The 25,412-nt window shown below is 66.6% G+C and carries 25 protein-coding genes and 1 pseudogene; 10 read left to right on the forward strand and 16 right to left on the reverse strand.

Annotated features, from left to right (window positions below; genetic code table 11):
* Positions 1-2: 2 nt before the first annotated feature.
* Positions 3-485, reverse strand: a complete 483-nt coding sequence (locus tag GQQ93_RS15100; RefSeq protein ID WP_157425067.1) for a hypothetical protein — start codon at positions 483-485, stop codon at positions 3-5.
* A gap of 230 nt (positions 486-715) precedes the next feature.
* On the opposite strand from GQQ93_RS15100, the gene GQQ93_RS15105 reads away from it, so the two are divergent.
* Both GQQ93_RS15105 and GQQ93_RS15110 read left to right on the forward strand, forming a co-directional pair.
* Entirely contained in the window at positions 716-1,303 is a 588-nt protein-coding gene (locus GQQ93_RS15105; protein ID WP_157425068.1) for a CPBP family intramembrane glutamic endopeptidase, read from the forward strand.
* A gap of 132 nt (positions 1,304-1,435) precedes the next feature.
* Positions 1,436-2,881: an APC family permease gene (locus GQQ93_RS15110; protein ID WP_157425069.1), complete on the forward strand. Its 1,446-nt coding sequence runs from the start codon at positions 1,436-1,438 to the stop codon at positions 2,879-2,881.
* Between the two features lie 38 nt (positions 2,882-2,919).
* Here GQQ93_RS15110 and GQQ93_RS15115 read toward each other — a convergent pair whose 3' ends face one another.
* Entirely contained in the window at positions 2,920-4,458 is a 1,539-nt protein-coding gene (locus GQQ93_RS15115; RefSeq protein ID WP_157425070.1) for an MFS transporter, read from the reverse strand.
* A 75-nt stretch (positions 4,459-4,533) separates the two neighbouring features.
* Here GQQ93_RS15115 and GQQ93_RS15120 point away from each other — a divergent pair, with 75 nt between their 5' ends.
* From GQQ93_RS15120 to GQQ93_RS15135, 4 genes are all read left to right on the forward strand, one after another.
* Entirely contained in the window at positions 4,534-5,013 is a 480-nt protein-coding gene (locus tag GQQ93_RS15120; RefSeq protein ID WP_157425071.1) for a DNA alkylation repair protein, read from the forward strand.
* Between the two features lie 70 nt (positions 5,014-5,083).
* A complete protein-coding gene (locus tag GQQ93_RS15125; RefSeq protein WP_157425072.1) occupies positions 5,084-5,983 on the forward strand; it encodes a SulP family inorganic anion transporter in 900 nt (299 codons plus the stop codon).
* A gap of 272 nt (positions 5,984-6,255) precedes the next feature.
* A complete protein-coding gene (locus tag GQQ93_RS15130; RefSeq protein ID WP_157425073.1) occupies positions 6,256-7,140 on the forward strand; it encodes a restriction endonuclease in 885 nt (294 codons plus the stop codon).
* Positions 7,141-7,375: 235 nt separating this feature from the next.
* On the forward strand, positions 7,376-8,536 hold the full coding sequence (locus tag GQQ93_RS15135) for a type II toxin-antitoxin system death-on-curing family toxin (protein ID WP_157425074.1): 1,161 nt from the start codon (positions 7,376-7,378) through the stop codon (positions 8,534-8,536).
* A gap of 77 nt (positions 8,537-8,613) precedes the next feature.
* Here the strand turns inward: GQQ93_RS15135 and nrdF are convergent, their stop codons facing one another.
* The 5 genes from nrdF to GQQ93_RS15160 form a co-directional block, all read right to left on the reverse strand.
* Positions 8,614-9,636 (reverse strand): class 1b ribonucleoside-diphosphate reductase subunit beta, encoded by a 1,023-nt coding sequence (gene nrdF, locus GQQ93_RS15140; protein WP_157425075.1) that lies wholly within the window; start codon positions 9,634-9,636, stop codon positions 8,614-8,616.
* Positions 9,637-9,710: 74 nt separating this feature from the next.
* On the reverse strand, positions 9,711-11,837 hold the full coding sequence (gene nrdE, locus GQQ93_RS15145) for a class 1b ribonucleoside-diphosphate reductase subunit alpha (protein WP_157425076.1): 2,127 nt from the start codon (positions 11,835-11,837) through the stop codon (positions 9,711-9,713).
* A gap of 5 nt (positions 11,838-11,842) precedes the next feature.
* Complete coding sequence (gene nrdI / locus GQQ93_RS15150; protein WP_157425077.1) at positions 11,843-12,262, reverse strand: class Ib ribonucleoside-diphosphate reductase assembly flavoprotein NrdI; 420 nt, start codon at positions 12,260-12,262, stop codon at positions 11,843-11,845.
* Positions 12,263-12,327: 65 nt separating this feature from the next.
* Positions 12,328-12,561 (reverse strand): glutaredoxin-like protein NrdH, encoded by a 234-nt coding sequence (gene nrdH / locus GQQ93_RS15155; protein ID WP_157425078.1) that lies wholly within the window; start codon positions 12,559-12,561, stop codon positions 12,328-12,330.
* Positions 12,562-13,048: 487 nt separating this feature from the next.
* Positions 13,049-13,633 (reverse strand): HhH-GPD-type base excision DNA repair protein, encoded by a 585-nt coding sequence (locus tag GQQ93_RS15160; protein WP_157425079.1) that lies wholly within the window; start codon positions 13,631-13,633, stop codon positions 13,049-13,051.
* Positions 13,634-13,783: 150 nt separating this feature from the next.
* On the opposite strand from GQQ93_RS15160, the gene GQQ93_RS15165 reads away from it, so the two are divergent.
* Positions 13,784-14,170 carry a glyoxalase superfamily protein gene (locus GQQ93_RS15165; protein WP_157425266.1) on the forward strand — a complete coding sequence of 129 codons (387 nt, stop codon included), beginning with the start codon at positions 13,784-13,786 and terminating at the stop codon, positions 14,168-14,170.
* A 64-nt stretch (positions 14,171-14,234) separates the two neighbouring features.
* Here the strand turns inward: GQQ93_RS15165 and GQQ93_RS15170 are convergent, their stop codons facing one another.
* The 5 genes from GQQ93_RS15170 to GQQ93_RS15190 form a co-directional block, all read right to left on the reverse strand.
* Positions 14,235-15,353: a substrate-binding domain-containing protein gene (locus tag GQQ93_RS15170; RefSeq protein WP_157425080.1), complete on the reverse strand. Its 1,119-nt coding sequence runs from the start codon at positions 15,351-15,353 to the stop codon at positions 14,235-14,237.
* A gap of 95 nt (positions 15,354-15,448) precedes the next feature.
* Complete coding sequence (gene mmsB, locus GQQ93_RS15175) at positions 15,449-16,810, reverse strand: multiple monosaccharide ABC transporter permease (protein ID WP_157425081.1); 1,362 nt, start codon at positions 16,808-16,810, stop codon at positions 15,449-15,451.
* A complete protein-coding gene (gene mmsA, locus GQQ93_RS15180; protein ID WP_157425082.1) occupies positions 16,807-18,351 on the reverse strand; it encodes a multiple monosaccharide ABC transporter ATP-binding protein in 1,545 nt (514 codons plus the stop codon). Before mmsA ends, mmsB begins: the two co-directional genes overlap by 4 nt.
* A 159-nt stretch (positions 18,352-18,510) precedes the next feature.
* Complete coding sequence (locus GQQ93_RS15185) at positions 18,511-19,551, reverse strand: LacI family DNA-binding transcriptional regulator (RefSeq protein WP_157425083.1); 1,041 nt, start codon at positions 19,549-19,551, stop codon at positions 18,511-18,513.
* Between the two features lie 214 nt (positions 19,552-19,765).
* On the reverse strand, positions 19,766-20,260 hold the full coding sequence (locus GQQ93_RS15190) for a hypothetical protein (protein WP_157425084.1): 495 nt from the start codon (positions 20,258-20,260) through the stop codon (positions 19,766-19,768).
* 94 nt (positions 20,261-20,354) lie between these two features.
* Here GQQ93_RS15190 and GQQ93_RS15195 point away from each other — a divergent pair, with 94 nt between their 5' ends.
* A complete protein-coding gene (locus GQQ93_RS15195) occupies positions 20,355-20,900 on the forward strand; it encodes a hypothetical protein (RefSeq protein WP_157425085.1) in 546 nt (181 codons plus the stop codon).
* 210 nt (positions 20,901-21,110) lie between these two features.
* Entirely contained in the window at positions 21,111-21,311 is a 201-nt protein-coding gene (locus tag GQQ93_RS15200) for a hypothetical protein (RefSeq protein ID WP_157425086.1), read from the forward strand.
* A 100-nt stretch (positions 21,312-21,411) separates the two neighbouring features.
* Here the strand turns inward: GQQ93_RS15200 and GQQ93_RS15205 are convergent, their stop codons facing one another.
* The 3 genes from GQQ93_RS15205 to GQQ93_RS15215 form a co-directional block, all read right to left on the reverse strand.
* Entirely contained in the window at positions 21,412-21,633 is a 222-nt protein-coding gene (locus GQQ93_RS15205; RefSeq protein ID WP_157425087.1) for a hypothetical protein, read from the reverse strand.
* Positions 21,634-21,782: 149 nt separating this feature from the next.
* The gene (locus tag GQQ93_RS15210; protein WP_157425088.1) at positions 21,783-22,484 is read right to left on the reverse strand and encodes a hypothetical protein; all 702 of its coding nucleotides are present in this window, start codon (positions 22,482-22,484) and stop codon (positions 21,783-21,785) included.
* A 107-nt stretch (positions 22,485-22,591) separates the two neighbouring features.
* Positions 22,592-23,149: a hypothetical protein gene (locus tag GQQ93_RS15215; RefSeq protein WP_157425089.1), complete on the reverse strand. Its 558-nt coding sequence runs from the start codon at positions 23,147-23,149 to the stop codon at positions 22,592-22,594.
* Positions 23,150-23,251: 102 nt separating this feature from the next.
* On the opposite strand from GQQ93_RS15215, the pseudogene GQQ93_RS18270 reads away from it, so the two are divergent.
* Positions 23,252-23,365 (forward strand): annotated as a pseudogene (locus tag GQQ93_RS18270) (helix-turn-helix domain-containing protein); the annotation flags it as partial.
* 377 nt (positions 23,366-23,742) lie between these two features.
* Here GQQ93_RS18270 and GQQ93_RS15225 read toward each other — a convergent pair.
* A complete protein-coding gene (locus tag GQQ93_RS15225) occupies positions 23,743-25,170 on the reverse strand; it encodes an MFS transporter (protein WP_246192354.1) in 1,428 nt (475 codons plus the stop codon).
* Positions 25,171-25,412: the final 242 nt, after the last annotated feature.

Below are 25,412 nucleotides of genomic sequence, written 5' to 3' on the forward strand. Positions count from 1 at the left end.
TCCTAGGCCGGTCCTCGCCGCGTATGCACCATCCGCCAGTTGACGGGCGCCCAGCTGACCCCCTCGTCGAATGAGAAGTCCTGCTCCCAGACGGGGTTCGGACCGTCGGTGTCGAGCCAGCGGAATCGAGCGTGGAATGCGATGCCGCCGTGCTCAGCGGGGCCGATGAACGTGCCGACGCCGTCGACGAATCGGCCGCGCACCGGGTCGTCGAGCACCCCGGGGCGCGAGGCCGACGCCCACCAGATCGCCCACTCGTCGGTCTCGGGCGAGTAGAGGCGCAGCGAGTAACCATCGAAGGCCGTGCCGTCGGCGAGCGTGCCGCGAGTCTGGTCGGCATTGCCGAGGCCGCCGAGGATGCTCTCGACCTCGGCGATGCTCTCGAACTCGTCCCAGGTCGTGCAGTCTGGATCGAGTGAATCGGTCAGCCGCCGGTGATGCACCGACCAGTCGCCGAGGAGGAAGTCGAAATCCGTTGCGCTCATGATCGGACGATAGCGGCGGCGGCCGACATCCGATCTCACGCTCAGGTTCCGCTGCGGTCGTCGATGTAGACGCCGTCGACACCCGCGCTCGAGAGACCCCAGCAGCCACCCGATGGGGTCTTCTTCATGCGTTCGTCGGCGTCGGGATCTTCGTCGCCTGCATCTTCCTTCCGGCACTCATCCCGGCCGATGCATGGAGCTACCCGGTCTGGCTGGCATCCGCGCTCGCCATGCCGGTGCTCATCACCGGATGGATCGTCGTCGTGTCCCGAAAGTGGGGCACCGGCAACCTCATCCGCGACTACGGGCTGAGCTTCCGCTGGATCGACCTGCTCGGCATCCCGGTCGCCTTCGCGGCGATCTGGTACATCGAACCGATCGTCGTGTTCATCGCCCTGATGATCTTCGGCGACCCCGGCGGGCTCGAGACGAACGTGGTCGTCTCCCCCGAGCCGGCGGTGTGGCTGCCCGAGCTCATCCTGGCGGTGGTCGCTGCCCCGTTCATCGAGGAGGTCGTGTTCCGCGGCATGCTGCAGCCCTCGCTGAAGCGATGGTTCGACGGCGAGTGGCCCGACCCCGACCGCAGCGTCAGGGCGACGAACGGCGCGGTGCTCATCACGGCGGTGATCTTCTGCTCGCTCCATCTCCCGCAGATCATCGGCGGCGTCAACGGGGTGAGCCTCGCCGCGTCCACATTGTTCGCGGGCATCGTCTTCGGAACCCTCGCGATGGCGACCCGCCGAACCGCCCCCTCGATCGTCGTGCACGCGGCGTCGAACCTCGTCGCCACCGCCGGAGCGTACGGACTGATGGGCTGACTCGGCTGCTCCCACCTCGCTGGACATTACGTCCAATCGCGTCTCGCGAATTGGCCGCCGCGGCAAGCACGCCCTCCGTCGTCGTAGCGTAGTGTCTGTCCGCTCGATCAATGGCGACGACAGGAACCACGCATGACCTCCCCCGCTCTCGCAGCCCACCCCACGAAGCTCCGGCGATCCCTCGGCCTCTGGGCCATCGTCGGGTTGGGCCTCGGCTACATGACCCCAATGACGGTGTTCGACACCTTCGGCTACGTCTCGGACGAGAGCGGCGGCGTGGTGCCGCTCGCCTACCTCTTCGCGCTCGTCGTCATGCTCTTCACCGCGATCAGCTATGGCCGGATGACCCGCGTCTACCCGTCGGCGGGCTCCGCCTACACCTACGCCTCCGAGACGATCCACCCGAACTTCGGCTTCCTCGTCGGGTGGACGGCGCTGCTCGACTACCTCCTGCTGCCGCTCGTCAACGCACTGCTGCTGCGCCAGTACTTCGAGGCGTTCTTCCCCGATATCTCGGGCTGGGTGTGGGTCGGCGGCTACGTCGCCCTCATCACGCTCCTGAACCTGTGGAGCATCACCTCGACTTCGCGCGTGAACGCGACGCTCCTCATCTTCCAGGTGGTGCTCATCGTCGTGTTCATCGGCCTCGCGTGGGGTGCGCTCAACGCGGGTGCCGGCAATGGCACGCCGTTCAGCATCGAACCGCTGTACCACGCGAACGTGCAGATCGCGACGGTCGTCAGTGCGGCCACGATCGTCTGCTTCTCGTTCATCGGGTTCGACGCGATCACGATGTACACCGAGGAGGCGAAGGACGCGAACACCGTGCCCAAGGCGATCGTGCTCTCGCTGCTGATCGGCGGGGCGCTGTTCTTCGTCGCAGGGTGGTTCGCCCAGTCGCTCTTCCCCAGCGTCGAGGGGCTCACCGAGGGCACCGCGCTCCCCGAGCTCGCGTTCTCGGTCGGCGGCATGCTCTTCCAGATCCTGTTCGTCGCGGCGGCCGTCGCGGCGGTCGCCGCGTCGAGCCTCGCCTCGCACGCGAGCGTCTCGCGCATGCTCTACGTCATGGGCCGCAACAGCTCGGGCCCGATCGGCCGGCGGATGTCGTACGTGCACCCGCGGTTCCAGACTCCGGCGGTCGCGATCGTGTTCGTCGGCGTCGTCTCGCTCTTCGCCGCGGTCGCCGACCTCGACTTCGTGTTCTCGCTCATCAACTTCGGTGCGCTCATCGCGTTCACGGTCGTGAACGTCACGGTGATCCTGCACTTCGCGGTGCGCCGCCGCGAGGTGAAGACCGCGGGACAGATCGTGCGCAACATCCTGCTGCCCGTCATCGGCGTCGTGCTCACCGTGCTGCTCTGGGTGAACCTCAGCGGCGAGGCGATGATGTACGGCCTCATCTGGCTCGCCGTCGGCCTCGTCACGCTCCTCGTGATGACGCGGTTCTTCCGGCGGAAGCTCCGCATGTCGCTCGAGGAGGACGAGGTCATCGCGGAGGGCGACGAGGGCGCCGACGCGCTGCTCCCCGAGGATCGCGCGCTCCTCGACGCCGCCGACGGCACGTCGAACGACAAGTAGCGGATGCCGCGACGGCGGCTCGCGACGACCGGTGACCGTCAGCGCGGGTCGCCGCTCGTCGCCTCCGCCGCGACCGGCTCGGGCGGCACGATCGTGTGCGAGAACGACGCCGCGGCCGCCACCGCCTCGAACTGGCCCGAGTTCCGGCGCACGCGACGCGCGACGAGGAAGACGAGCCCGATGCCGAGCACGCACCAGATGCCCATCGAGATCGACGACCACGAGAACGCCTGCGCGAGGGCGGCGGATTCCGAGGCGCCGTCGGTGAGCTGTCGGGCGTTGACCCCGCTGTAGACCGACGCGACGATCGCCGTCATCACCGCCGCGCCCACGTAGCGCGCCATGTTCGACACGCCCGATGCCGCCCCGACCTCGCGCGGCTCGACGCTCGAGGTCGACAGCGACGAGCACGGGCCGTTCTGCAGGCTCATGCCCGCGGCGACGCCGACGAGCGGCAGCACGAACATGCCGTACCCCCACGAGTCGGTGACGAACGCGAGCACCGCGAACGAGGCCGACATGATCACGAAGCCGAGCACGATCGTCACGCGAACGCCGATGCGACCGACGATGGGCGTGATGAGCGGTGAGAGCACGACGGCGGCGGCCGCGACGGGGAGCGTCGCGAGCCCCGCCTGGAAGGCGTCCATCTCGAGTGCGGCCGGGTTCTGGAAGTAGAGGCTGACGACGTACATGATGCCGTTCACGGTGCCTGAGCCCAGCAGGATCGAGAGCGTCGCACCGACGAGCACCGTGTTGCGCAGCAGCTTCAGATCGAGCAGCGGTGCGGCGACGCGCCGCTCGACGAGCACGAACCCGATGGCCGCGGCGACCGTGATGGCGAAGCATCCGATCGTCTGCCAGGAGAGCCAGCCCCACGCGGTGCCGTTCGTGAGCGCGAAGATGAGGGGCGCCAGGGTCGCGGCGATGAGCACGGAGCCGACCAGATCGATCGAGCGCGGCTTCGACGGGTCCGAGGACTCCTTCACTCCGAGGAGGGTGATCGGGATGCACGCCGCGGCGATCGCGGCGTCGATCCAGAACAGGCCCTGCCAGCCGAGCGTCGAGGCGAGCAGGCCGCCCACGAGCGGGCCCGCCGCCGCGCCGACCGCGGATGCCGCGCCCCACAGCGTGACCGCGCGCAACTGCTCCTTCCCGGTGTTCGCCGCCGAGAGGAGGCTCATCCCGCAGGCGAGGATCGTCGCTCCCGCCGCGCCCTGGATGCATCGGCCCGCGATGACGCCGACGCCCTCCTGCGACAGGGCGATGAGCACGCACGACGCGATGAAGAGCACGAGGCCCCAGAAGAAGATGCGTCGCCGGCCGAACACGTCGCCGAGCGACCCCGACGTGACGATCACGGCCGCGCCCACGAGCGAGTACCCGGTCACGGCCCATTGCAGCGTGTCGGTCGGCGTGCCCGTGTCGGCCGAGATCGCCGGGATCAGGATCGACACCGCCGACGTGTTCGCGTTGACCACCAGCGCCGACACGCACGTCGCGATCAGCGCGGCGAGCGCCGCGCGCTTGGCCGCAACCGTCGCGGCGGAGCCGGCGACATCCACCGTTTCCCCCATGCGCTGTTCCTACCACCGGGCGGAGGGCGTGGACAAGAGGCGCGCGCAGCGCCGCCGGGCGCCGAGAATGGGAGCGTGACCGAACCCGCCGACTTCGTCGACCGCACGCTGCGGTACGAGGGCGACGAGTACCGTGCCGACGACGTGCGCGAGCAGCTCGGGCTCGACTCCTACGGCGCCTCGGTCGGCGCGGTGCGCGGCACGATCCGCGACGTGGGCAACCGCTACCGCGGGCTCGACCGCGATGCGATCACCGCGCTCGCGTCCGAGCTCTGGTCGGTGCCGGTCTTCGAGCGGCGCCTCGCCGCCGTCGTGCTGCTGCAGCGCAACGTGCGGATGCTCGGCAACGGCGACCTCACCCGCATCGAGGGGTTCCTGCGCGAGGCATCCGTCGACGCCCTCATCGAGCCGCTCATCGCCGACGTGCTGCGACCGCTCGTCGGCGGGCTCGGCGCCGGCGCCCGTCGCAGAGCCGACGGCGTGCTCGCCCGCTGGGCCGACGATCCGTCGCCCGCGCTCCGCAGGGCGGCTCGCGAGGCCACGCGCGGGGCCTGACCGTGACGGAGAATCCGCCCCTCGCCTGCGGAGATGCGCGTTGCCGGACTTCGTCGAACGGGAGGGTCGCATGGCGAGCACTGGCGACATGAGCCGGCGGCGCCAGGTCGACATCGACCAGGAGTCGATCGCCCAGGGCATGGCGAACGCCGGCGCCGGGCTCTTCCAGGGCATGCCGGTGTCGACCAGCCTGTCCGCGAGCTCGCTCAACGACCGCTCCGGCGCCCGCACCGGGCTGGCCTCGATCACCTCGGGCGCCACGGTTCTCCTGACGCTCCTCGTGCTCGCGCCGCTGTTCTCCGGCCTGCCGAAACCGGTCCTCGCCGCGCTCATCATCGAGGCGGTCGTGATGGGCATGATCAATGTCCCCGAGATGCGCCGCCTCGCCCGGGTGCAGCCGTTCGACTTCTGGATCGCCGTCGCCGCCATCGTCGGCACGCTGGCGTTCGGCGTCCTCGCCGGGGTCATGATCGGCATCGGACTGTCGATCATCTGGCTCATCGGCGTCGCCACGCACCGCAACATCGCGACCCTGGCGCGGGAGCCGGGCACGCAGGTGTTCCGCGACGTCGACGAGCACCCCGCCGACGAGCGCGTGCCCGGGGTCGTCGTGATCCGCATGGACGGCGGCCTGTTCTTCGCGACCTCCGACGCGCTGGAGGACCGCATCCGCGAGATCATCCACTCGACGCCCGACCTCACCGGGATCGTCCTCGACTGCGGCGGCATCAACTTCATCGACTCGCAGGGCTGCGCGAAGTTCAGCGACATCGTTGAGCTCGCGAAGGACTCCGCGGTCACCCTCCGCCTCGCCCGGGTGAAGCAGGTCGTGCGCGCCACGCTGGCGCGCGACGGCGTGCTGGAGCGGCTCGGCACGGACCGAATCCACGGCAACGTCGACCGCGCGGTCACGGCGCAGCTCGAGCATCCGGGGCAGCCGTCGGACGCCGGTGGCGCGGGCGACGGATGAGCGTCACGCTCGGCCCGGGAGCGGTACACAGCTGCATGACGTCGCCGGATGCTTCGTTCTGCACGGCGAACGACCTCCGGCGATGGCAGCGATCGGCACGTGAATCGCGATTCGCCCGATTGGCCTCACTCCGGTCTTCATAATTGCCGTCGGGGTACCGACGCCAATCGGAGAAGGATCACCCTTCTCCGACGGCCGCTCCGGTCTGAATCGTGCAGCCACGCGACGCGCTCTTCGCGAACAAGGTCGGCGCTCAACCCTAGGATTCGAGCGTGACGACTCAAACGCCCGAACTGAACGGGTCCGCGCTCGGACGCGACATCGGCAGCCGCGCACCCGCCGGACTCCCGCCGCAGGTTCTCGCGGACACGCTTCGGTCTGCGATCGCAGCGGCGGTACCGGCCGAATCAAAGCCGTACCCACCGAAGCCTCGCATGTGGCCGTGGTGGGTCGGATACGCCGGTCTATGGCTCTCGATGGTGCTGGTCTCACGCGTCGAGGTGGAGAACGGCAAGTTCCCGTACGAAGTTCGTGTGGCACTTGGAACGATTGCGATTGCTCTCGTTATCGGCGGTCTCGCTCTCTTCCTGACCGGCAAGGTCCGGAAGATGAACCACAAGACTCGGATCAGGGAGATCGACGAAGCCGCACGGGCAACCACAAGCACGCTCCGCGAGGAGGTAATGCAGTGGGCATGGGCTGAAGCGAACCGACCTGGTCGAATACCACCCACAGCCACCCTCCAACCAACCTGGCCTAGGCCTGCACCGCAGCCATATGGCGTGTCCCACCAAGGCGCTGAAGAACTCGCTGCTTCCTGGATGCGACACCTCGGCGCAGTGGACGCCGCAGTCACGCAATTCTCCGGCGACGGTGGTGTTGACGTCGTCTCCTATCGCTGCATTGCCCAGGTGAAGAACCTCGCCGCGAGCTCAACTGTCCCGGTAGCGCAGATCCGCGAACTCGCCGGCGTCGCCGCCCACGACGGCAGGCTGCCGATCTTCTTCACGAGCGGCTCGTACAGTTCGGGCGGCGTCGAGTTCGCAGACCGGGCGAAGATGGTGCTCTTCGTCTACGACGCTCGCCGTGGGACGCTCGCCCCCGCGAACGGGCTCGCGATCGTTGCGCTCCAGCACGGGCTCCATCCACGCATCTGAATCGCCCCGGCCAAGCAGAAAATCCTGGTTCTCACGGAGTTCGGCGAGCGCGGACAGAATCGCCATGTTCACCGCGATGACCTGTTCGGGGGCATCGGCTCGGACCCAGAGTTCATGAGGGGCATCACGCTGCGAACCACATCAGGGGATGGGTGTACCTTCATCGTGACGAGGAGGTCAGTTGGCACGACGAAGTACGACACCCGCGGATATCGCCACCCGGGCACACACAGAGGTGGACGATGTCCTGCTGATGATTTGGGATGCAGGAATCACCTATCCAAAGAGTGCGAACTCGGTTATCCGGCCGCAGGATGTGAGCCATGCAGAGCGTGCTTGCGGCCTCGCCACACCGAAAGAGAAGCTGAACGTCCAGTACTGGGTGACGCTGGATGGAGGTGACCGCGAGGCCTTCCTTGCACGCGCCGCCGATCTCGGAATTCACATCGGTACCGGCGCGCGCCGGCTTCCGAAGGGCGCACTTGCCAAACTCGATCGAGCGTACTCCCCAGTAACCGGGACACCGTCGCCAATTGCCGAAGCAGCACCCGCCGAGCAGATCAATCGCGAACAATTCGTCTGGCGGGACATCGGCCACCAGCGCGATCGAATACAGCACCTTGCTTCAGACGAAATCGAGAAAATCCATTGGGCGATTGCCGAAGACTTCCGAGACAGTTCTGACCCGATCTTCCCCGCCGGGGTCCGCGACGCAAACCTCCTCAGTAGCGCTGCGTCCCGCCCAATGACTGGCTCTGGCAATCACACGAAGTATGGCACTGTCGAACTCGCTGCGGGCGCGCTCATGCACTCCCTCGTGCACAATCATCCGTTCTACAACGGCAACAAGCGAACTGGGTTGGTCTCCATGCTTGTCGCCTTGGACCGCAACGGCTTCGTGATCACATGCGCTCAAGAAGATCTGTTCCGATGGACGCTTCGAGTTGCATCGCACCGGCTGAACACGCGCCGACTGCACGGGGACATTCACGACATTGAAGTATCCGAGATGGCGCGTTGGATCACCGATAACTCTCGATCCATTGACCGGGGAGAGCGTGTCATCACGTGGAGTGCGCTTCGACGACGGCTCATCGCTCACGGGTGCGAGATCCAATCGACCGGGAACCGTGGCGGGCGGGTAATCGTGAGCAGAGAAGTGCACGAACGACGGGGACTCCTTGGCCGGTCATCCCGGCTCAAGAAGTACACACTGCCATACGGCGGTGATGGCCGTCAGGTGGGGCGGGGGCACATCAAAGAATTGCGCCGTGAACTCCAGCTTTCCGAAGAGCACGGCGTGGATTCGGCGTCCTTCTATGGGACGGACCCTCTACCGGTCGACGGTTTCATTTCCCAGTACAGAAAGACACTCACACGTCTTGCAAAGATGTGAATACTCCCGACCGCGTACAGACGACGAGGGGTGGATGCCACGCGGCATCCACCCCTCACGTCAGAAAGCAGCAGGACTTAGAAGTCCCAGTCCTCGTCCTCCGTCACGACGGCCTTGCCGATGACGTACGATGAGCCCGACCCCGAGAAGAAGTCGTGGTTCTCGTCGGCGTTCGGCGAGAGCGCCGAGAGGATCGCCGGGTTCACGTCGGTGACCTGCTTCGGGAACATCGGCTCGTAGCCGAGGTTCATGAGGGCCTTGTTCGCGTTGTAGTGCAGGAACTTCTTGACGTCCTCGGTGAGGCCGACGCCGTCGTAGAGGTCCTGCGTGTACTGCACCTCGTTGTCGTAGAGCTCGTAGAGCAGCGAGAAGGTGTAGTCCTTCAGCTCGTCGCGCTCGGCCTGCGAGATGCGCTCGAGGCCCTTCTGGAACTTGTAGCCGATGTAGTACCCGTGCACGGCCTCGTCGCGGATGATGAGGCGGATCAGGTCGGCCGTGTTGGTGAGCTTCGCGCGGCTCGACCAGTACATCGGCAGGTAGAAGCCCGAGTAGAACAGGAAGCTCTCGAGCAGGGTCGAGGCGACCTTGCGCTTCAGCGGGGAGTCGCCCTGGTAGTACTCCATGACGATCGCGGCCTTCTTCTGAAGGTTCTCGTTCTCGACCGACCAGCGGAAGGCGTCGTCGATCTCCTTCGTCGAGCACAGCGTCGAGAAGATCGACGAGTAGCTCTTCGCGTGCACCGACTCCATGAACGCGATGTTCGTGTAGACGGCCTCTTCGTGCGGGGTGATCGCGTCGGGGATGAGCGAGACCGCACCGACCGTGCCCTGGATCGTGTCGAGCAGGGTGAGGCCGGTGAACACGCGCATCGTGAGGGTCTGCTCCTCGGGCGTCAGCGTGTTCCACGACTGGATGTCGTTCGACAGCGGCACCTTCTCGGGCAGCCAGAAGTTGTTCACCAGGCGGTTCCAGACCTCGAGGTCCTTGTCGTCCTGGATCCGGTTCCAGTTGATCGCGTTGACGTGGTCGACGAGCTTCAGCTTGCCGCCGACGTGCGCCGGGTCGTTGCTGGCCGAGTTGACCGGGTCGGTGAGGGTCATTTCTGTTCCTTCAAGAAGTGGGGCGGATGCCGCGTGGCTGATGGGTCTCGATACGCTTCGCTACTCGACCGGCGTCAGAGCATGCAGCTGACGCACTCCGTCATGTCCGTTCCCTCCAGCGCGAGCTGGCGCAGACGGATGTAGTAGATCGTCTTGATGCCCTTCTTCCACGCGTAGATCTGCGCGCGGTTGATGTCGCGGGTCGTCGCCGTGTCCTTGAAGAACAGGGTGAGCGAGAGGCCCTGGTCGACGTGCTGCGTCGCCGCGGCGTAGGTGTCGATGACCTTCTCGTAGCCGATCTCGTACGCGTCCTGGTAGTACTCGAGGTTGTCGTTCGTCATGAACGCCGCCGGGTAGTAGACGCGCCCGAGCTTGCCCTCCTTGCGGATCTCGATCTTCGAGGCGATCGGGTGGATCGACGCCGTCGAGTTGTTGATGTACGAGATCGAACCGGTCGGCGGCACCGCCTGCAGGTTCTGGTTGTAGATGCCGTGCTCCTGGATGGAGGCCTTGAGCTCCTGCCAGTCCTGCTGCGTCGGGATGTGCACCCCGGCGTCGGCGAAGAGCTGCGTGACCTTCGCGGTCTCGGGCACCCACGCGGCATCCGTGTACTTGTCGAAGAACTCGCCCGAGGCGTACTTCGAGTCGGCGAAGCCCTCGAAGGTCTCGCCGCGCTCGATCGAGATCTTGTTCGACGCGCGCAGCGCGTGGAACAGCACCGTGTAGAAGTAGATGTTCGTGAAGTCGATGCCCTCTTCGCTGCCGTAGAAGATGCGCTCGCGAGCGAGGTAGCCGTGCAGGTTCATCTGGCCGAGGCCGATGGCGTGCGACTTGTCGTTGCCATCTTCGATCGAACGCACCGAGGCGATGTGGCTCTGGTTCGACACCGAGGTGAGGCCGCGGATGGCCGTCTCGACGGTCTTGCCGAAGTCGGGCGAGTCCATCGTGAGGGCGATGTTCAGCGAACCGAGGTTGCAGCTGATGTCCTTGCCGATCTGGTCGTACGAGAGGTCTTCGTTGTACGTGGTCGGCGTGTTCACCTGCAGGATCTCGCTGCAGAGGTTCGACATGTTGATGCGGCCCTTGATCGGGTTCGCCTTGTTCACCGTGTCTTCGAACACGATGTAGGGGTAGCCCGACTCGAACTGGATCTCGGCGATCGTCTGGAAGAACTCGCGCGCGTTGATCTTCGTCTTCTTGATGCGCGGGTTGTCGACCATCTCGCGGTAGTGCTCGGTGATCGGCACGTCGCCGAAGGGCTTGCCGTAGACCTTCTCGACGTCGTACGGCGAGAACAGGTACATGTCTTCGTTGTTCTTCGCGAGCTCGAAGGTGATGTCGGGCACGACGACGCCGAGCGAGAGCGTCTTGATGCGGATCTTCTCGTCGGCGTTCTCGCGCTTGGTGTCGAGGAACCGCATGATGTCGGGGTGGTGCGCCGAGAGGTACACCGCACCGGCGCCCTGGCGGGCACCCAGCTGGTTCGCGTAGCTGAAGCTGTCTTCGAGCAGCTTCATCACGGGGATGATGCCCGAGGACTGGTTCTCGATCTGCTTGATCGGGGCACCCGACTCGCGCACGTTCGAGAGGAGCAGCGCCACGCCGCCGCCGCGCTTCGAGAGCTGCAGCGCCGAGTTGATGCCGCGGGCGATCGACTCCATGTTGTCTTCGATGCGGAGGAGGAAGCACGAGACGAGCTCGCCGCGCTGGGCCTTGCCCGTGTTGAGGAAGGTCGGGGTCGCCGGCTGGAAGCGGCCGCCGATGATCTCTTCGACCAGGTCGATCGCGAGCTGCTCGTCGCCCTGCGCGAGGCCGAGCGCGGTCATGACCACCCGGTCTTCGAAGCGCTCGAGGTAACGCTTGCCGTCGAAGGTCTTCAGCGTGTAGCTCGTGTAGTACTTGAACGCGCCGAGGAAGGTCTCGAAGCGGAACTTCTTCGAGTACGCCAGGTCGTTGAGCTTCTGGATGAACGCGAAGTCGTACTGCGCGATGACCTCGGGCTCGTAGTACTCCTTCTCGACGAGGTAGTCGAGACGCTCCTTCAGCGAGTGGAAGAAGACCGTGTTCTGGTTGACGTGCTGGAGGAAGTACTCGCGCGCCGCCTCGCGGTCCTTGTCGAACTGGATCTCGCCGTTCGCACCGTACAGGTTCAGCATCGCGTTGAGCGAGTGATAGTCCATCGCGGTGCGCGGGGCCTCCATGAGAGCTACGCCGTCCGTTGCTGCTGCTGACTTCGCCAAAATGCGTCCAATCCATCGTCGACGGCGCGAACGTCGTCTGGGGTTCCGAATACTTCGAAGCGGTAGAGGTGCGGCACCCCGGTCTTCGCGGCGATGATGTCGCCGGCCAGACCGAAGGCCGACCCGAAGTTGGTGTTGCCTGCGCTGATCACGCCTCGGATGAGTGCGCGATTGCGCTCGTCGTTGAGAAATCTGATGACCTGCTTCGGCACGGCGCCTTTGCCGTCGCCGCCGCCGTAGGTCGGCACGACGAGCACATAGGGCTCGTCGGCTTCGAGGGCCGGCTCGCGGGCGTGCAGCGGAATGCGCGCAGCCGGTCGGCCGAGCTTGTCGATGAAGCGCTTGGTGTTGCCCGAGACGCTCGAGAAGTAGACCAGTTTCGTCATGATCGTCTCCTTCGCGTTCCGGCTCACTCCGCGGTGTCGATGAACACCGAGCTCACCGGCCGCGATTACGCGAGGCGCGAGGCGAGCTCGTTGATCTTGTCGGGGCGGAAGCCCGACCAGTGGTCTTCGTCGGTGATCACGACGGGGGCCTGCAGGTAGCCGAGCTCCTTGACCTGGGCGAGCGCGTTCTCGTCGACCGAGAGGTCGAGCACCTCGTACTCGATGCCCTTGCTGTCGAGGGCGCGATACGTCGCGTTGCACTGGACGCAGGAAGGCTTCGTGTAGACCGTGACCGTCATGGTTTTCCCCTCGTTCTCGGGCTTTTCAAGGCCCATCCCCCGTATTGCTGATTGACGACTTCAATACTACATCTAGTGTCTGCCGAACTGAACCGCCACAACATGATGTAGTTACATTCATGTAGTTATCCACGGGGTTTTCCACCGGTTGTGAACAACGGATGTCGCGATGATCGGCCTGTTTGCTGGGGTGCCGCGCGGTTATCCACAGACGAACGAAAACGCGATCTCACGGTTGTGGATGAACGCCCCGGCGTGTCGCGATGCACGACACTTGGGGGCCCTCGAGCTCCGCCACCCCTACATGTGGTGTTGTAGCCCCCACCATGCCACCACCCACCGACATCGCGGCGTTGCGCGCGAGCGTGTCGGGGGGCCCGAACGGATCTCGGGTTGCCGCGTCACGATCCGGCAGCTCGCGCGTCTCTCAATGAGAGGCGGCACCCGAAGTCCCCCCGTCGACGAAGCGGGTGCCGTCTCGCTCGGCTCAGCCCTTCGCGGCCTTCGCCGCCGCCTTCGCCGCCTGCTTCGTGACACGCACCTTCGCGAGCGACTCGGGGCTCACGATGTCGGCCACTGAGGCGTAGGACCCCTCGTCGCCGTAGGCCCCGGCGGCCTCGCGCCAGCCCGGCGCCTCGAGGCCGCACTGCTTGCCGAGGAGCGCGAGGAAGATCTTCGCCTTCTGCTCGCCGAAGCCCGGCAGCGCCTTGAGTCGCTTCAGCACCTCGGCGCCGCTCGGCTCGCCCTGCGTCCAGATGGCGGCCGCGTCGCCGCCCCAGTCGTCGCGCACGGCCCCCGCGAGCGCCTGCACCCGAGCCGCCATCGACCCGGGGAACCGGTGCACCGCCGGCGTCTGCGTGAAGATCTCGGCGAACCGCTCGGGGTCGGTCGCGGCGATCGCGCCGGCGTCGATCGTGCCGAGCCGCTCGCGGATCTTCTCGGGCCCGGTGAACGCGGTCTCCATCGCGACCTGCTGATCGAGCAGCATGCCCGTGAGCAGCGCGAACGCGTCGTTCGAGAGCAGCTCGTCGGCCACCCGTTCCCCCGTGATGTGCAGTGCCATGCGTTCCATCCTCGCACCGGGGATCGGGTGCCGCCACAGGGTGCGGATATCGGCGGACAGTGCTGGAATGGGTCGGGTCCGAAAGCCCCGCACCTGCAACCCGAGATCCGAACGATTCCGAATTCAGATGATCAACGGAGGAGAGCCATGGCGCTCGAGATGGACGTCAAGATCGAACTCATCCACGTACCCGTCACCGATGTCGACCGCGCGAAGGCGTTCTACGTCGACCGGTGCGGCTTCAACGCCGACCACGACCAGCGCGTCAGCGACACACTGCGCTTCGTGCAGGTGACGCCGCCCGGCTCGGCCTGCTCGATCGCCTTCGGCGAGGGCATGGGCGGCACGATCGAGCCGGGCTCGCTCGACGTGATCCAGGCCGTGATCCCCGACGCCGACGCCGCGCTCGAGCAGCTGCGCGCGGCCGGCGTCGACGCGCAGGGGGTCGACGAGCAGGCCTGGGGGCGGTTCGTCACCTTCGCCGACCCCGACGGCAACCGCTGGACCCTGCAGCAGCTGCCCGACTGGTCGCAGCAGGCGCAGTGAGCACGGCGACGGCCCCCGCTCCGAAGAGCGGGGGCCGTCGTTCCGTGCCGTTCGGCGGGTGGGACTAGCCCGCCTGGTTCACGATGTCGAGGAGGTTCGGGTTGTTGGCGTACGCCTCGGCCGCGTTCGCCTTCGTCACGATCACCGGAGCGAGCAGGTACGCCGGAACGACCTTCACGCCGTTGTCGTACTGCTCGGTGTCGTTGACCTCGGCCTCCTCACCCTGCTGGAGCTGCTGGATCATCTTGATCGTCTGCTCCACGAGGAGGCTCGTGTCCTTGTTGATGGTCGAGTACTGCTCACCGGCCATGATCGACTTCACCGACTCGACCTCGGAGTCCTGACCGGTGACGGTCACCTTCGAGATGTCCTTGCCGGCCTGCTTGGTCGAGGTGATGATCGCGCGGGCGAGGTTGTCGTTCGGCGAGAGCACGCCGTCGACGTCCTTGTCCGCGTAGTTCGCGGCGAGCAGCGAGTCCATGCGGCTCTGCGCGTTCTCGGCCTCCCAGCCCTGGGTCGCGGTCTGCGCGATGTCGGTCTGACCCGAGACGACCACGAGCGTGCCGTCGTCGATCTTCGGCTGCAGCACCTCCATGGCGCCGTTGAAGAACACGGCCGAGTTCGCGTCGTCGGGCGAGCCCGAGAACAGCTCGATGTTCCACGGTGCCTCGTGGCCCGAACGCTCGGCGAGGCCGTCGAGCAGCGCCTGACCCTGAAGCTTGCCGACCTCGAAGTTGTCGAAGGCGACGTAGTAGTCGACGTTCGGCGTGTTCTCGATCAGGCGGTCGTACGCGATGATCTTGACGCCGGCGTCGGCGGCCTGCTGCAGCTGCGTGCCGAGCTGCTTGCCGTCCTTCGCGCCGATGACGATGACCTTCGCGCCGTTGGTGACCATGGCCGAGATCTGGTTCTGCTGCTCGGCGACGGTGTTCGAGGCCGGGGCGTACTGCACGTCGCCCTTGAAGCCGGCTTCGCGCAGGCCGTCCTCGAACAGCCCGCCCGCGAGCACCCAGTTCTCACTGGTCTTGTCGGGAAGGGCGATGCCGATCGTGGCGTCGGCGGCGAAACCGGCCGAGCCGGACTCGTCGCCGCCGGTCGAACCGCCGCGGTCGGACGAGCAGCCCGCGAGCGCGAGCGCCGCGACCGCTGCGACTGCTGCGGCCGCAAGAGTGAGCTTCTTCATTGATCATTCACTTTCTTGTTGGGATTGCTGACTTCTCTTGGAGGGGAAGGTTTGGGGTGGATGCCACGGCGGAGCGCCGGGGCATCCGTGCTCGCTCATCGGGAGCGGAGGTCGCTCGGCTGGGAGGACTCGTTGGACGCGACGCTCGGAGCGACCGCCGGGGGCTCGACCGGCCCCTCCGACTCGAGCTTCGCCTTGCGGCGGCTCGACCAGATTCCGAAGATCGACGGACCGCCCTGGCGCTTCGACCACACGTCGACCGCGACGGCGAGGAGCAGCACGAGGCCCTTGATGATCTGCACCACGTCGGCCCCGGCGCCGATGAGCTGGAGGCCGTTGTTGAGGAACGCCATCACGAGACCGCCGACGATCGAGCCGATCACGGTGCCGATGCCGCCCGAGACCGCCGCGCCGCCGATGAACACGGCGGCGATCGCGTCGAGCTCCCAGCCGTTGCCGTCCTGCGGACCCGAGGCCGTCGACCGTGCGACGAAGATCATGCCCGCCAGTGCCGCCAGCACCGACATGTTCATCATGACGAAGAAGTCGACGCGGCGGTCCTTGACGCCCGAGAGCGTCGCCGCGAGGCGGTTGCCGCCGACCGCGTAGATGTGACGGCCGAAGATCGTGTTGTTCGTGATGAACGAGTAGACGATCACGAGCACGACGAGGATGATGCCCGAGATGGGGAAGCTCGTGCCGGGGCGACCGGTCGCGAACAGCCACGCGGCCCAGAGGATCACGCCGGCGAGCACGACCACCTTGACGATGCTCACCCAGACGGGCGCCATCTCCGACCCCAGCTTCTTCTGGGTGCGGCGCAGGTGGAACTCGTTCCAGACGATCCAGCCGGCGCCGAGCACGCCGAGCAGCATCGTGAGCACGTTGAAGGCGAGCGGCAGCGCGAGCTCGGGCAGGTAGCCGGCGCCGATGATGCCGAACTCCTGGGGAACCGGGGTGGTGGTCGACTGGCCGATGAGCTGGTTGCCGCCGCGGAAGATGAGCATGCCCGCCAGCGTCACGATGAACGCCGGCACCCCGACGAACGCCACCCAGAAGCCCTGCCAGGCACCGATCGCAGCACCGACCGCGATGCCGAGCACGATCGCGAGCGGCCAGGGCAGGTTCCACTCGGCCATCGACTTCGCCACGATGATGCCGGTGAACGCCGCCACCGATCCGACCGAGAGGTCGATGTGGCCCATGATGATGACCATCACCATGCCGATCGCGAGGATCAGGATGTACGAGTACTGGTTGACGACGTTGATCAGGTTCGTCGGCGAGAGCGTGAGCCCGTTCGTCCAGATCTGGAAGATCACGATGATGACGATGAGGCTGCCGAGGATGCCGAACTGGCGGAGGGTGGACTGCCCGCCTCCGAAGACCTTGCGGATGTCGGCGAGACCGCCGCTCTTCTTCGGTGGGGTGCTCGCAGGGGTGCTCGCCGTGCTCATGCGTTCGCCTTCTTCTTCGCCGAGGTCATGCTGCGCATGAGCGCCTCGGGGTTCGCCTCTGATGCGGGGATGTTGTCGGTGATCTGGCCCTCGAAGACCGTGTAGATGCGGTCGGCGATGCCGAGCAGTTCGGGCAGCTCGCTCGAGATGAGGATGACGCCCTTGCCCTGCGCCGCGAGGGACTGGATGATCGTGTAGATCTCGTACTTCGCGCCCACGTCGATGCCGCGGGTGGGCTCGTCGAGGATGAGCAGGTCGGGGTCGGTGAACATCCACTTCGCCAGCACGACCTTCTGCTGGTTGCCGCCCGAGAGCTTCGAGACGCCCGTCTCGACGCTCGGCGTCTTGATGCGCAGCTGCTTGCGGTAGTCCTCGGCGATGCCGAACTCGCGCGAGTCGTCGATGACCCCGCGCTTCGCGATCTTCGAGAGCTTCGCCGCGACGATCGAGCGCTTGATGGTGTCGAGGAGGTTGAGGCCGAGCTGCTTGCGGTCCTCGCTGACGTAGGCGAGGCCGTGGTTGATCGCGGACTCGACGTCCTTCAGGACGATCTCCTTGCCGTCCTTCACGATCGTGCCCGAGATGTAGTTACCGTAGGAGCGGCCGAAGACGCTCATCGCGAGTTCGGTGCGCCCGGCCCCCATGAGCCCCGCGAGGCCCACGATCTCACCGCGACGCACGGTGAAGCTCGAGCCCTTGGCGACGAGGCGCTCGGGCACCTGCGGGTGCTGGATCGTCCAGTCCTTCACCTCGAAGAACACCTCGCCGATGTGCGGGGTGCGGTCGGGGAAGCGGCTCTCGAGCGAGCGACCGACCATGCCGCGGATGATGCGGTCCTCGTCGACCCCGCCGGCCTTCACGTCGAGCGTCTCGATCGTGTGGCCGTCGCGGATGATCGTGATCTCGTCGGCGATCTCCTCGATCTCGTTGAGCTTGTGGGAGATGATGATCGCCGTGATCCCCTTGCCCTTGAGGCCGCGGATCAGGTCGAGCAGGTGCTCCGAGTCGTCTTCGTTGAGCGCGGCGGTCGGCTCGTCGAGGATGAGCAGCTTCACGTCCTTCGCGAGCGCCTTCGCGATCTCGACGAGCTGCTGCTTGCCGACGCCGAGGTGCTTGATCTGCGTGTCGGGGTCTTCGTCGAGGCCGACCCTGGCGAGCAGGTCGATGGCGCGGAGCTTCGCCGCAGCCCAGTCGATGCGGCCGCCGCGCGCGATCTCGTTGCCGAGGAAGATGTTCTCGGTGATCGAGAGCTCGGGGATGAGGGCGAGCTCCTGGTGGATGATCGCGATGCCGGCCTGTTCGCTGGCACGGATGTCGCGGAACTGCACCTCTTCGCCGCGGAAGATGATCTCGCCCGTGTACGTGCCGTGCGGGTAGACGCCCGAGAGCACCTTCATGAGCGTGGACTTGCCGGCGCCGTTCTCGCCGCAGATCGCGTGGACTTCGGCGGGCATCACCGTGAGCGAGACCTCGGAAAGGGCCTTCACACCCGGGAACTCCTTGGTGATGGATCGCATCTCGAGGATCGGCGGCGCGCTCATCGGCGGCCTCTCGGAGCTGCGGTCATCATCGACGGGTACATTCGCGACCTCGGTGTCAGTGGTTCGGGACTCGATGTGACACGTGTGACCGTTCACATCGAGACCAATGGTGCATCCGACATGCGCCGCTGTCAAGCGCGGGTCGCAAACGGTCGTGGATCAGGCGCGCGCGACCGGGTGCCGCACCGGCGCCTCGGCCGTCGAACCGCGCACCACGAGACGCGGCACGATCTGCTCGACCTCGAGCACCTGCTCGCCGTGCAGCTGGTTCAGCAGCAGCGCGACCGCGCGCCTCCCGCTCTCGCGGTAGTCCTGGTACACGGTCGTGAGCGGCGGCCACACGTGCTGCGCGACGGGGATGTCGTCGAAGCCGACGACGCTGACGTCGCCGGGCACGTCGAGCCCGCCGTCTCGGAAGGCGTGCATGAGACCGATCGCCATCTGGTCGTTGGCCGCGAACACCGCGGTGAAGTCGCGGTGGCGAAGCAGCTCCCGGCCAGCGAAGTAGCCGAAGTCGGCGCTCCAGTCGCCGAGGATCGGCGGGTGCAGGTCGAGCTCTGCGTCGCCGATCGCGTCGAGGAAGCCGCGCATGCGCGCCTCCGCCTCGATCCAGTCCTGCGGGCCGGCGAGGTGCACGATCTCGCGGTGGCCGAGGTTGATCAGATGCTGGGTCGCCCGACGCGCGCCGGTCACCTGGTCGACCGAGAGCGCGAGGTGGTCGCTGCGGCCGGTCGACTGGAGGCTCACGAACGGCACCCCGACCGGCGCGCCTGCGAGCACCTCGAACACGCGCACCTGCGGAGCGATGACCACGAGCCCCTCGATCGCCTGCAGCATGAGGTGCTCGAGCGCGTCGGCGATGCCCTCGGGCGAGGCGTCGGCGATGTTCGCGGTGTTCACGTAGTAGCCGTGCTCGCGCGCCGCGTCCTCGATCGCGGCGATGCTCGTCGCGGGGCCGTACTCGGTGCTCGTCGAGGCGAGCACGCCGATCGTGTGCGAGCGGCTCGTGACGAGCGCCCGGGCGGCGCGGTTCGGCCGGTACTGCAGCGTCTCCATCGCGGCGAGCACGCGATCGCGGGTCTCGGGCCTGATGCTCGGGTGGTCGTTCAGCACCCGTGAGACGGTCTGGTGCGAGACCTCCGCGAGGCGCGCGACATCGCGGATGCTGGGCGCCCGCCCCTTGGGAGAATCAGGATTCACTGCCAGACCGATCGACGTCGATGTGCACGTTCACATCGAAGGTGATTCCATTATGCACGCCCGGCGCGATCGCACAATGCCGCCATGTGACAGTCACATCGCGGGGTCGATTCGATTCGACCGCCGCAGCCGACATCGTCGGCGAAGTCGAGTACGACAGCGAGCGGCACGAGTGGCGCCCGATCACCCCTGAAACCGACGGTTCAGAGAATGCCTAGACCTTGCGCTCGGTCCGCTGCGTCCCCGTCTCTCCTTCGAACCGCCAGGTCACGATCAGACGCTCCGGCCCCGATCCGAATCCCTTGAGAACGCTCGCCGAGAGATAGTCGCCATACTCGATGCGCTGCGGGACCTCTCCGTGGAGCCGGGTGAAGCCAGCCGCCTCGCCCGGCTCGACCTCCACCTGCTCGACGATGATGTGGCGACTCGAGGTGTTCTGGAAGGAGACCTTCTGCCCGCCGCCGGAGATTGCAGGGCTCCACGCGGGTGGCAGCGCCATCTCTTGGGCGTTCGCCTGCCGGTCGAGAGCTGCGTTGGCCTCTCGAGCGAGGGTCGCCGCCTCATCTCGCGCCCGTCTCGACTCATCGCGGGCGGCCTCAGCATCACGCCGCCCTTGAATGGCCGTGTTTGCCTGAACGAAAGCGATCACCGCCGAGGTAATCGCCGCAGCCGCACCAACACCAGTGACCCAGAGCATCGCCGCATCCATGCATCGAAGATATCGGGACGGGTGTCGGTGGCTGTCAGTAGTCTCGACGGACTCGCCACATCGCGCGCAGCCACTCCGATCCGAAAGGAGTGTCGTGAAGCTTCAGGAACTCCGCGACATCATCACCAACACCACCCCTGCCGATTGGGAACTGGTCACCCACGGCCCGTACTACCACGACGCATTCTCGACCGTAAGCGGCGGCGGGGGTGGCTTGCGCATCGAAGAGGCGCGAAGCCACGGGTCGAAGGTTGTGCTCCGCGACGACATCGACATCTCGATCGAGTGGGGCTTCACATGGGATGACGCGCGCGACCGCGGGGAGCTGTGGTGGCCGTGGGCGAAGTCGTTCCCGGACCCCAATGCCTACACCTTCTGGGTCGACATCTTCTACCGCGGTGCCCTCGTCGATCGCAACACGCTCGTCTCGGTCGACGGCGGCCGCGCTTACCTCCCCGTCGCCGACGCGGTCCGGATCGACGGTGGAAGCCCGATGGAGCCCGCCGAGTCGACGGATGCCTACGACTTCTACGTCGACGAGTGGGACTACGGCCTCGCGAGGACCGTGGACGGGTTCGGGCACAACGAGTTCGACAGCTACTTCGCTCGAGCCGGACTCAAGCGCCACCGCGACCGCTGACAGCACGACAACGCCCCGAGTTAGATCGGCTCGGGGCTTTGTGCTGCCAACGGTCCTCGAGTGTGCGGCGCCTGTCCGCCGATACTCGGTGGCGGGTACGACTGCACGCGAGTAGGCAACCCCCGCTGCCCAGGCCACAGGCATAAGGCCGAGGCTGACCTGAAGCACTCAATCCCACAAGCTGTCGGGGGCGCCTCATACCCTGGCACCATGAACCCGGAAACCTACAACGGAGCGCTCGGAGGCCCCGCACCTGTCGGCGCCGGCGACATCATCATCGCGAACTTCAACTCCGACGGCACGCCACAGGAGAAACTCAACCACGCCGGCGTGACCTACGAGCTCATCGGCAACAGCGACGCCGCAAACGGCTTCTACGACTACCGAGCCATCCCCGACACACCCAGCTGAACTACATACCTGTCATTCGATCAGGTACGGTGGAGCTTGCACAGGATGTGTGTGTCCACAACGAAACCCCCGGCCAGAAGGCACGGGGGTTTCGTCGTTCCTAGGCGTAGTACGCGGGGTCGACCTCGCGGAACACGGCAGGCGTCTCGACTTTCTCCAGGAACACTGCGATCCCGTGCGTCACCGGCGCGTGCTTTTCGTTCACTTCCCAGACGTCCGCCACCCTGTAGAACTTGCCGTGCAGCACGCCCTGCCCAACCACCGGCGGAAGCAGCGCGTACTCGTTCTGGAAGAGCACCTCGCCCTCGAAGTAGTACGTCACGAAGTACCGAGCTTCAGCAGACAACGTTCAGACCAACCTTCCTGCTCGCCCCACGTTGAGCCGAGCCCTACACACTCTCACTCGCCCCCGACATTCGAGCGAGCTCCAGAATCGGTCAGGCCGGTAGGTCGCAGCCGCTCAGTGGGCGGTCATGAGGCGGTGCTCGCAATTTGGGCGATCGTGAGCCCGACGCTCGGCAAGCTACCCAACGCGGCGACGCCCGCATCTCTGAATATGCCGGACGCCGCAGCCTTCCACTTCGACCGCATCTTCGTCGACTGACCCGCTGCCGCGAACAGCGCAATCCAAAGCCGCTGCGCGCCCTCAGCGAAGTCGAACGAACCCATCACGGCCTCGTCATCGAGCGCTGTTCGGATCTCCGTCACGAGCCGGTACACGTACTCCCGTAGTGATGGCGAGATCGACTCATCGGCTCCGAGTAGCTCCATCACCTGGTCAACCACGGCGCGCAGCTTCGCCTCCGGCTCCGGGTGCAGAACAGGCCGATCAAGGTCGAGCACGGTTGCGAGCGTGTCGAGGTGTGCGATCGGGTGTTCAGGGAACGCAGCCTCGCGCCCGAGCGCAGTTGTCCAAGCGTTCGGGTTGTTCAGGACTATCTTCGTCCATTCCACGTACGCAGCCCGATAGACGTTCACGTTGACGTTCTTCGCTTCGAGATAATCGAGGCTGTCTCCGATGGCTAGCAACAGCCGGAACGCCTCGAGGTGCTGATCCATCGCCACTGAGGGCGCCGAGTTCCACTCCCGCGCACTGTGCGCCGATGTGTGCCCGGTGTACGCATCGCTCCACCGGGCAAAGATCATCTGCAACCGCCGCGCCGGATTGGTCATCCCAGCAGACTATCGATCAACCTCTCGAACGTGTCGCAGGTGAGACCCCCGAACGAGGCCATGCGCCTCCGAAAAGGTAACGAGCCGGTGCCACGGGGTGCGACAGCCTATGGAAGGTCTCCCACAGCCAGCTGACCCGAAGTCACTAGACGTTCGTTCCAAAGCACTGCTCCTCGCCGAGTGTTGTGGACGATAGGGAGCACTTTCAGAATGGGGGTCGGAGTCATCTGTCCCAGCTTGACGAGTGCGTCGAAGGCGGAATCAAACCAGACGTGCAACTCCTCGTCGTCTTCCTCCGTCGCATAGAGGTCGATGAATGCCAGCGCTTCCGAGCGACGAAGGATCATCTCCTTCTCGACCTCGGCCACCGTGGTCTGCCATTGACCGAGATCATTGCTCGCGTATCGCTCCACAGCGGCGAGCGCGCGCAGCATGGCAAGGGCCACTTGCGACCGCTCGTCCTGCGCTCGACGATCGAGCTCCCGCGTGCGGTGCTCTTCATCGCGCGCCGCAGCCTCCGCCGCGATGGTTGTGGCCTTCCGCCCATTCATGTAGGCGAGCCAAGCCAACACCCCGGATGCGACCACCGAACACGCAGTGATGGCCACCATCCACCAGCCCGCCTCGGGGCGTCCGAACTCGACTGGAATCGCAAAGCTGATCACGTATTGAACCTACCGAGCCGCCAGGTTCCATCCCACCGAATCGCACCCGCCCCGTCTCGACGCACACCGCAGGGGGCAAGAGGCCCGACGAGGTGAACCCGAATGGCGCGACGCGGGACGCTCGACAGCAAACGCGTAGAGGCGCGGCGGCTCTTCGATCAGGGTCTGTCGTGTCGTGCGATCTCGAAGGAGCTGAAGTGTTCGCCGTCGACGGTGTCGCGGTGGGCTGACTCTGAGGGGTTGTCGTTCGACCGGTCGCAGACGGCGGCCGCGCTTGAGGCGCACAAGGTCGACCTCGCCGCCGAGCGCGTCCTGCTCACCGAGGAGATAATGGCCGCCGGCCGTCAGGTTCTCGCAGAGATCAAGGGTCCGGTCGTCGTATGCAACTTCGGCGGCAAGTACAAACCTCGATTCACCTCGATCCACCGATCCGGATGCCCGCCCCCGCTCCGGGGGCGATTTCCGCACGGAACCCCGAGGGAACGGGGTTCCGTCGCAGGGACCCGGTTCGGTCGCGATGGCGGACGCGCGAGCGTCGGGCCAGCGGGGCCGGCGAGCGCTCGCGGCGATCCGGCCGTCGGGCGGGCGATCGTTCAGCCGACGGATGCCACGGGGCGCGGGCGCACCCGCGGTGCGAGCACCACCGCGACGAGCGCGATGACGACCGTCACCGAGAAGTCGGCCGTGAACGCCGACGCCGCGACCGCGCTCGAGACGAGCGCCGTGACCGCGAGCGCCGACGATGCGCCGAGCGACTCGCCGATCGAGAGCGCGGCGCTGTTGAACCCCTGCGCCGAGACGGGCGAGAGACCGAGCACCGCGACCGAGTGACGGGGGTACATGAACCCCATCGCGGCGCCCGCCAGCGTCCACGCCACGAACGCGATCGCCGGGTGCAGGGTGAACGCCGCCACCGCGAGCACGCCGACGAGCGAGATCGTGAGCAGCACCGAGCCGATCATGACCGCCTGCGCGTTCGAGACGCGATCACCGAGGCGCCCCTGCAGCCACGACGCGACCGCCCAGCTGACCCCCGCGCCGGTGAGCACCGCGCCCGCGAGGCTCGCCGGGAAGTCGTAACGCTCCATGAAGAGGTACGGCAGGTAGATCTCGCTGCCGAAGAAGGCCCCGGCGACGATGAGGCGGAGCAGCACGGTCGCGGGCAGCCCGCGCGCGGCTCGCAGCGTGCCGGCCGGCAGCAGCGGCCGGGCCGCGACGACGATGAGCACGATCGCCACGGCGGCGACCACCCACCGCCACGGGTCGGCGAACTCCTTCGCCAGCGACAGCCCGAGAGCGGCGGCCGCCGTGAGCACGGCCCAGCCCACCCTGCCGATGCTCCACGCGACGGCCGGGTCGCCCTGGATCTTCTCGCGCACCCGCACGATCGGGGGCACGACCATCGCCGCCGCCGGGGCGACGAGCACGATGACGCCGAGGAACACCCAGTGCCAGCTGAACACCTCGGCGATGGCGCCCGCGACCGCGGGGCCGATGATCGAGGGGATCACCCACGCCGCGGCGAACCCGGCGAACACCCGGGCGCGCAGCGCGTCGGGGTAGACGCGCGCGACGATGACGTAGAGCGGCACGATCACGGCGGCACCCGAGAGCCCGTGCACGAAGCGGCCGATGATGAGTACCGTCATGTCGGTCGCGGTGCCGGCGATGAGGAGTCCGACGACGAACAGCACCGCCGCGGTGATGAGCGAGGGCAGCGGCCCCGAGCGGTCGGTCCAGTTGCCCGCGATCACCATGCCGACGATGCCGGCGGCGAGCGGCACGGCGAACGCGAGCGCGAAGAGCGCGACGCCGTCGAGGTCGCGGGCGACGATCGGCATGACCGTCGTGACCGCCATCGCCTCGAACGCCGCGAGGAAGATGAGCGAGAACATGCCGATCGAGAGCCAGCGGTACGGCGGCGACAGGGGCCCCTTCGCCTGGGCGGCGACGGCCTCCACGGTCTCGATCCCCCCGGTCTCGCGGGTCGGGATCGGCGTCTCGGCGGTCGGCTCACTCACCTGATCGAGCCTACGACCTCAAGGGCGCTTGAACTCAAGTCCCCCGCGCCCGCGGGTCGCTGCGCACCGCACCGGAACGACGCCCGGATCGTCACGGTCTTCCGCACGCCGCGGCGGCGCTGACGCCGATCTCGGCCGCGGCAGCGCCCGGGGAGATGATGTTCCAGTCCTCGTGCGAAGCGGTTTCGGGGACTCGGGGACGCTCCCGGTGCCGGTCCTGCTCTGGTGATCCCCGGGTGGAA

Source organism: Agromyces lapidis (assembly GCF_009749405.1).
GTDB classification, from domain to species: Bacteria; Actinomycetota; Actinomycetes; order Actinomycetales; family Microbacteriaceae; genus Agromyces; species Agromyces lapidis.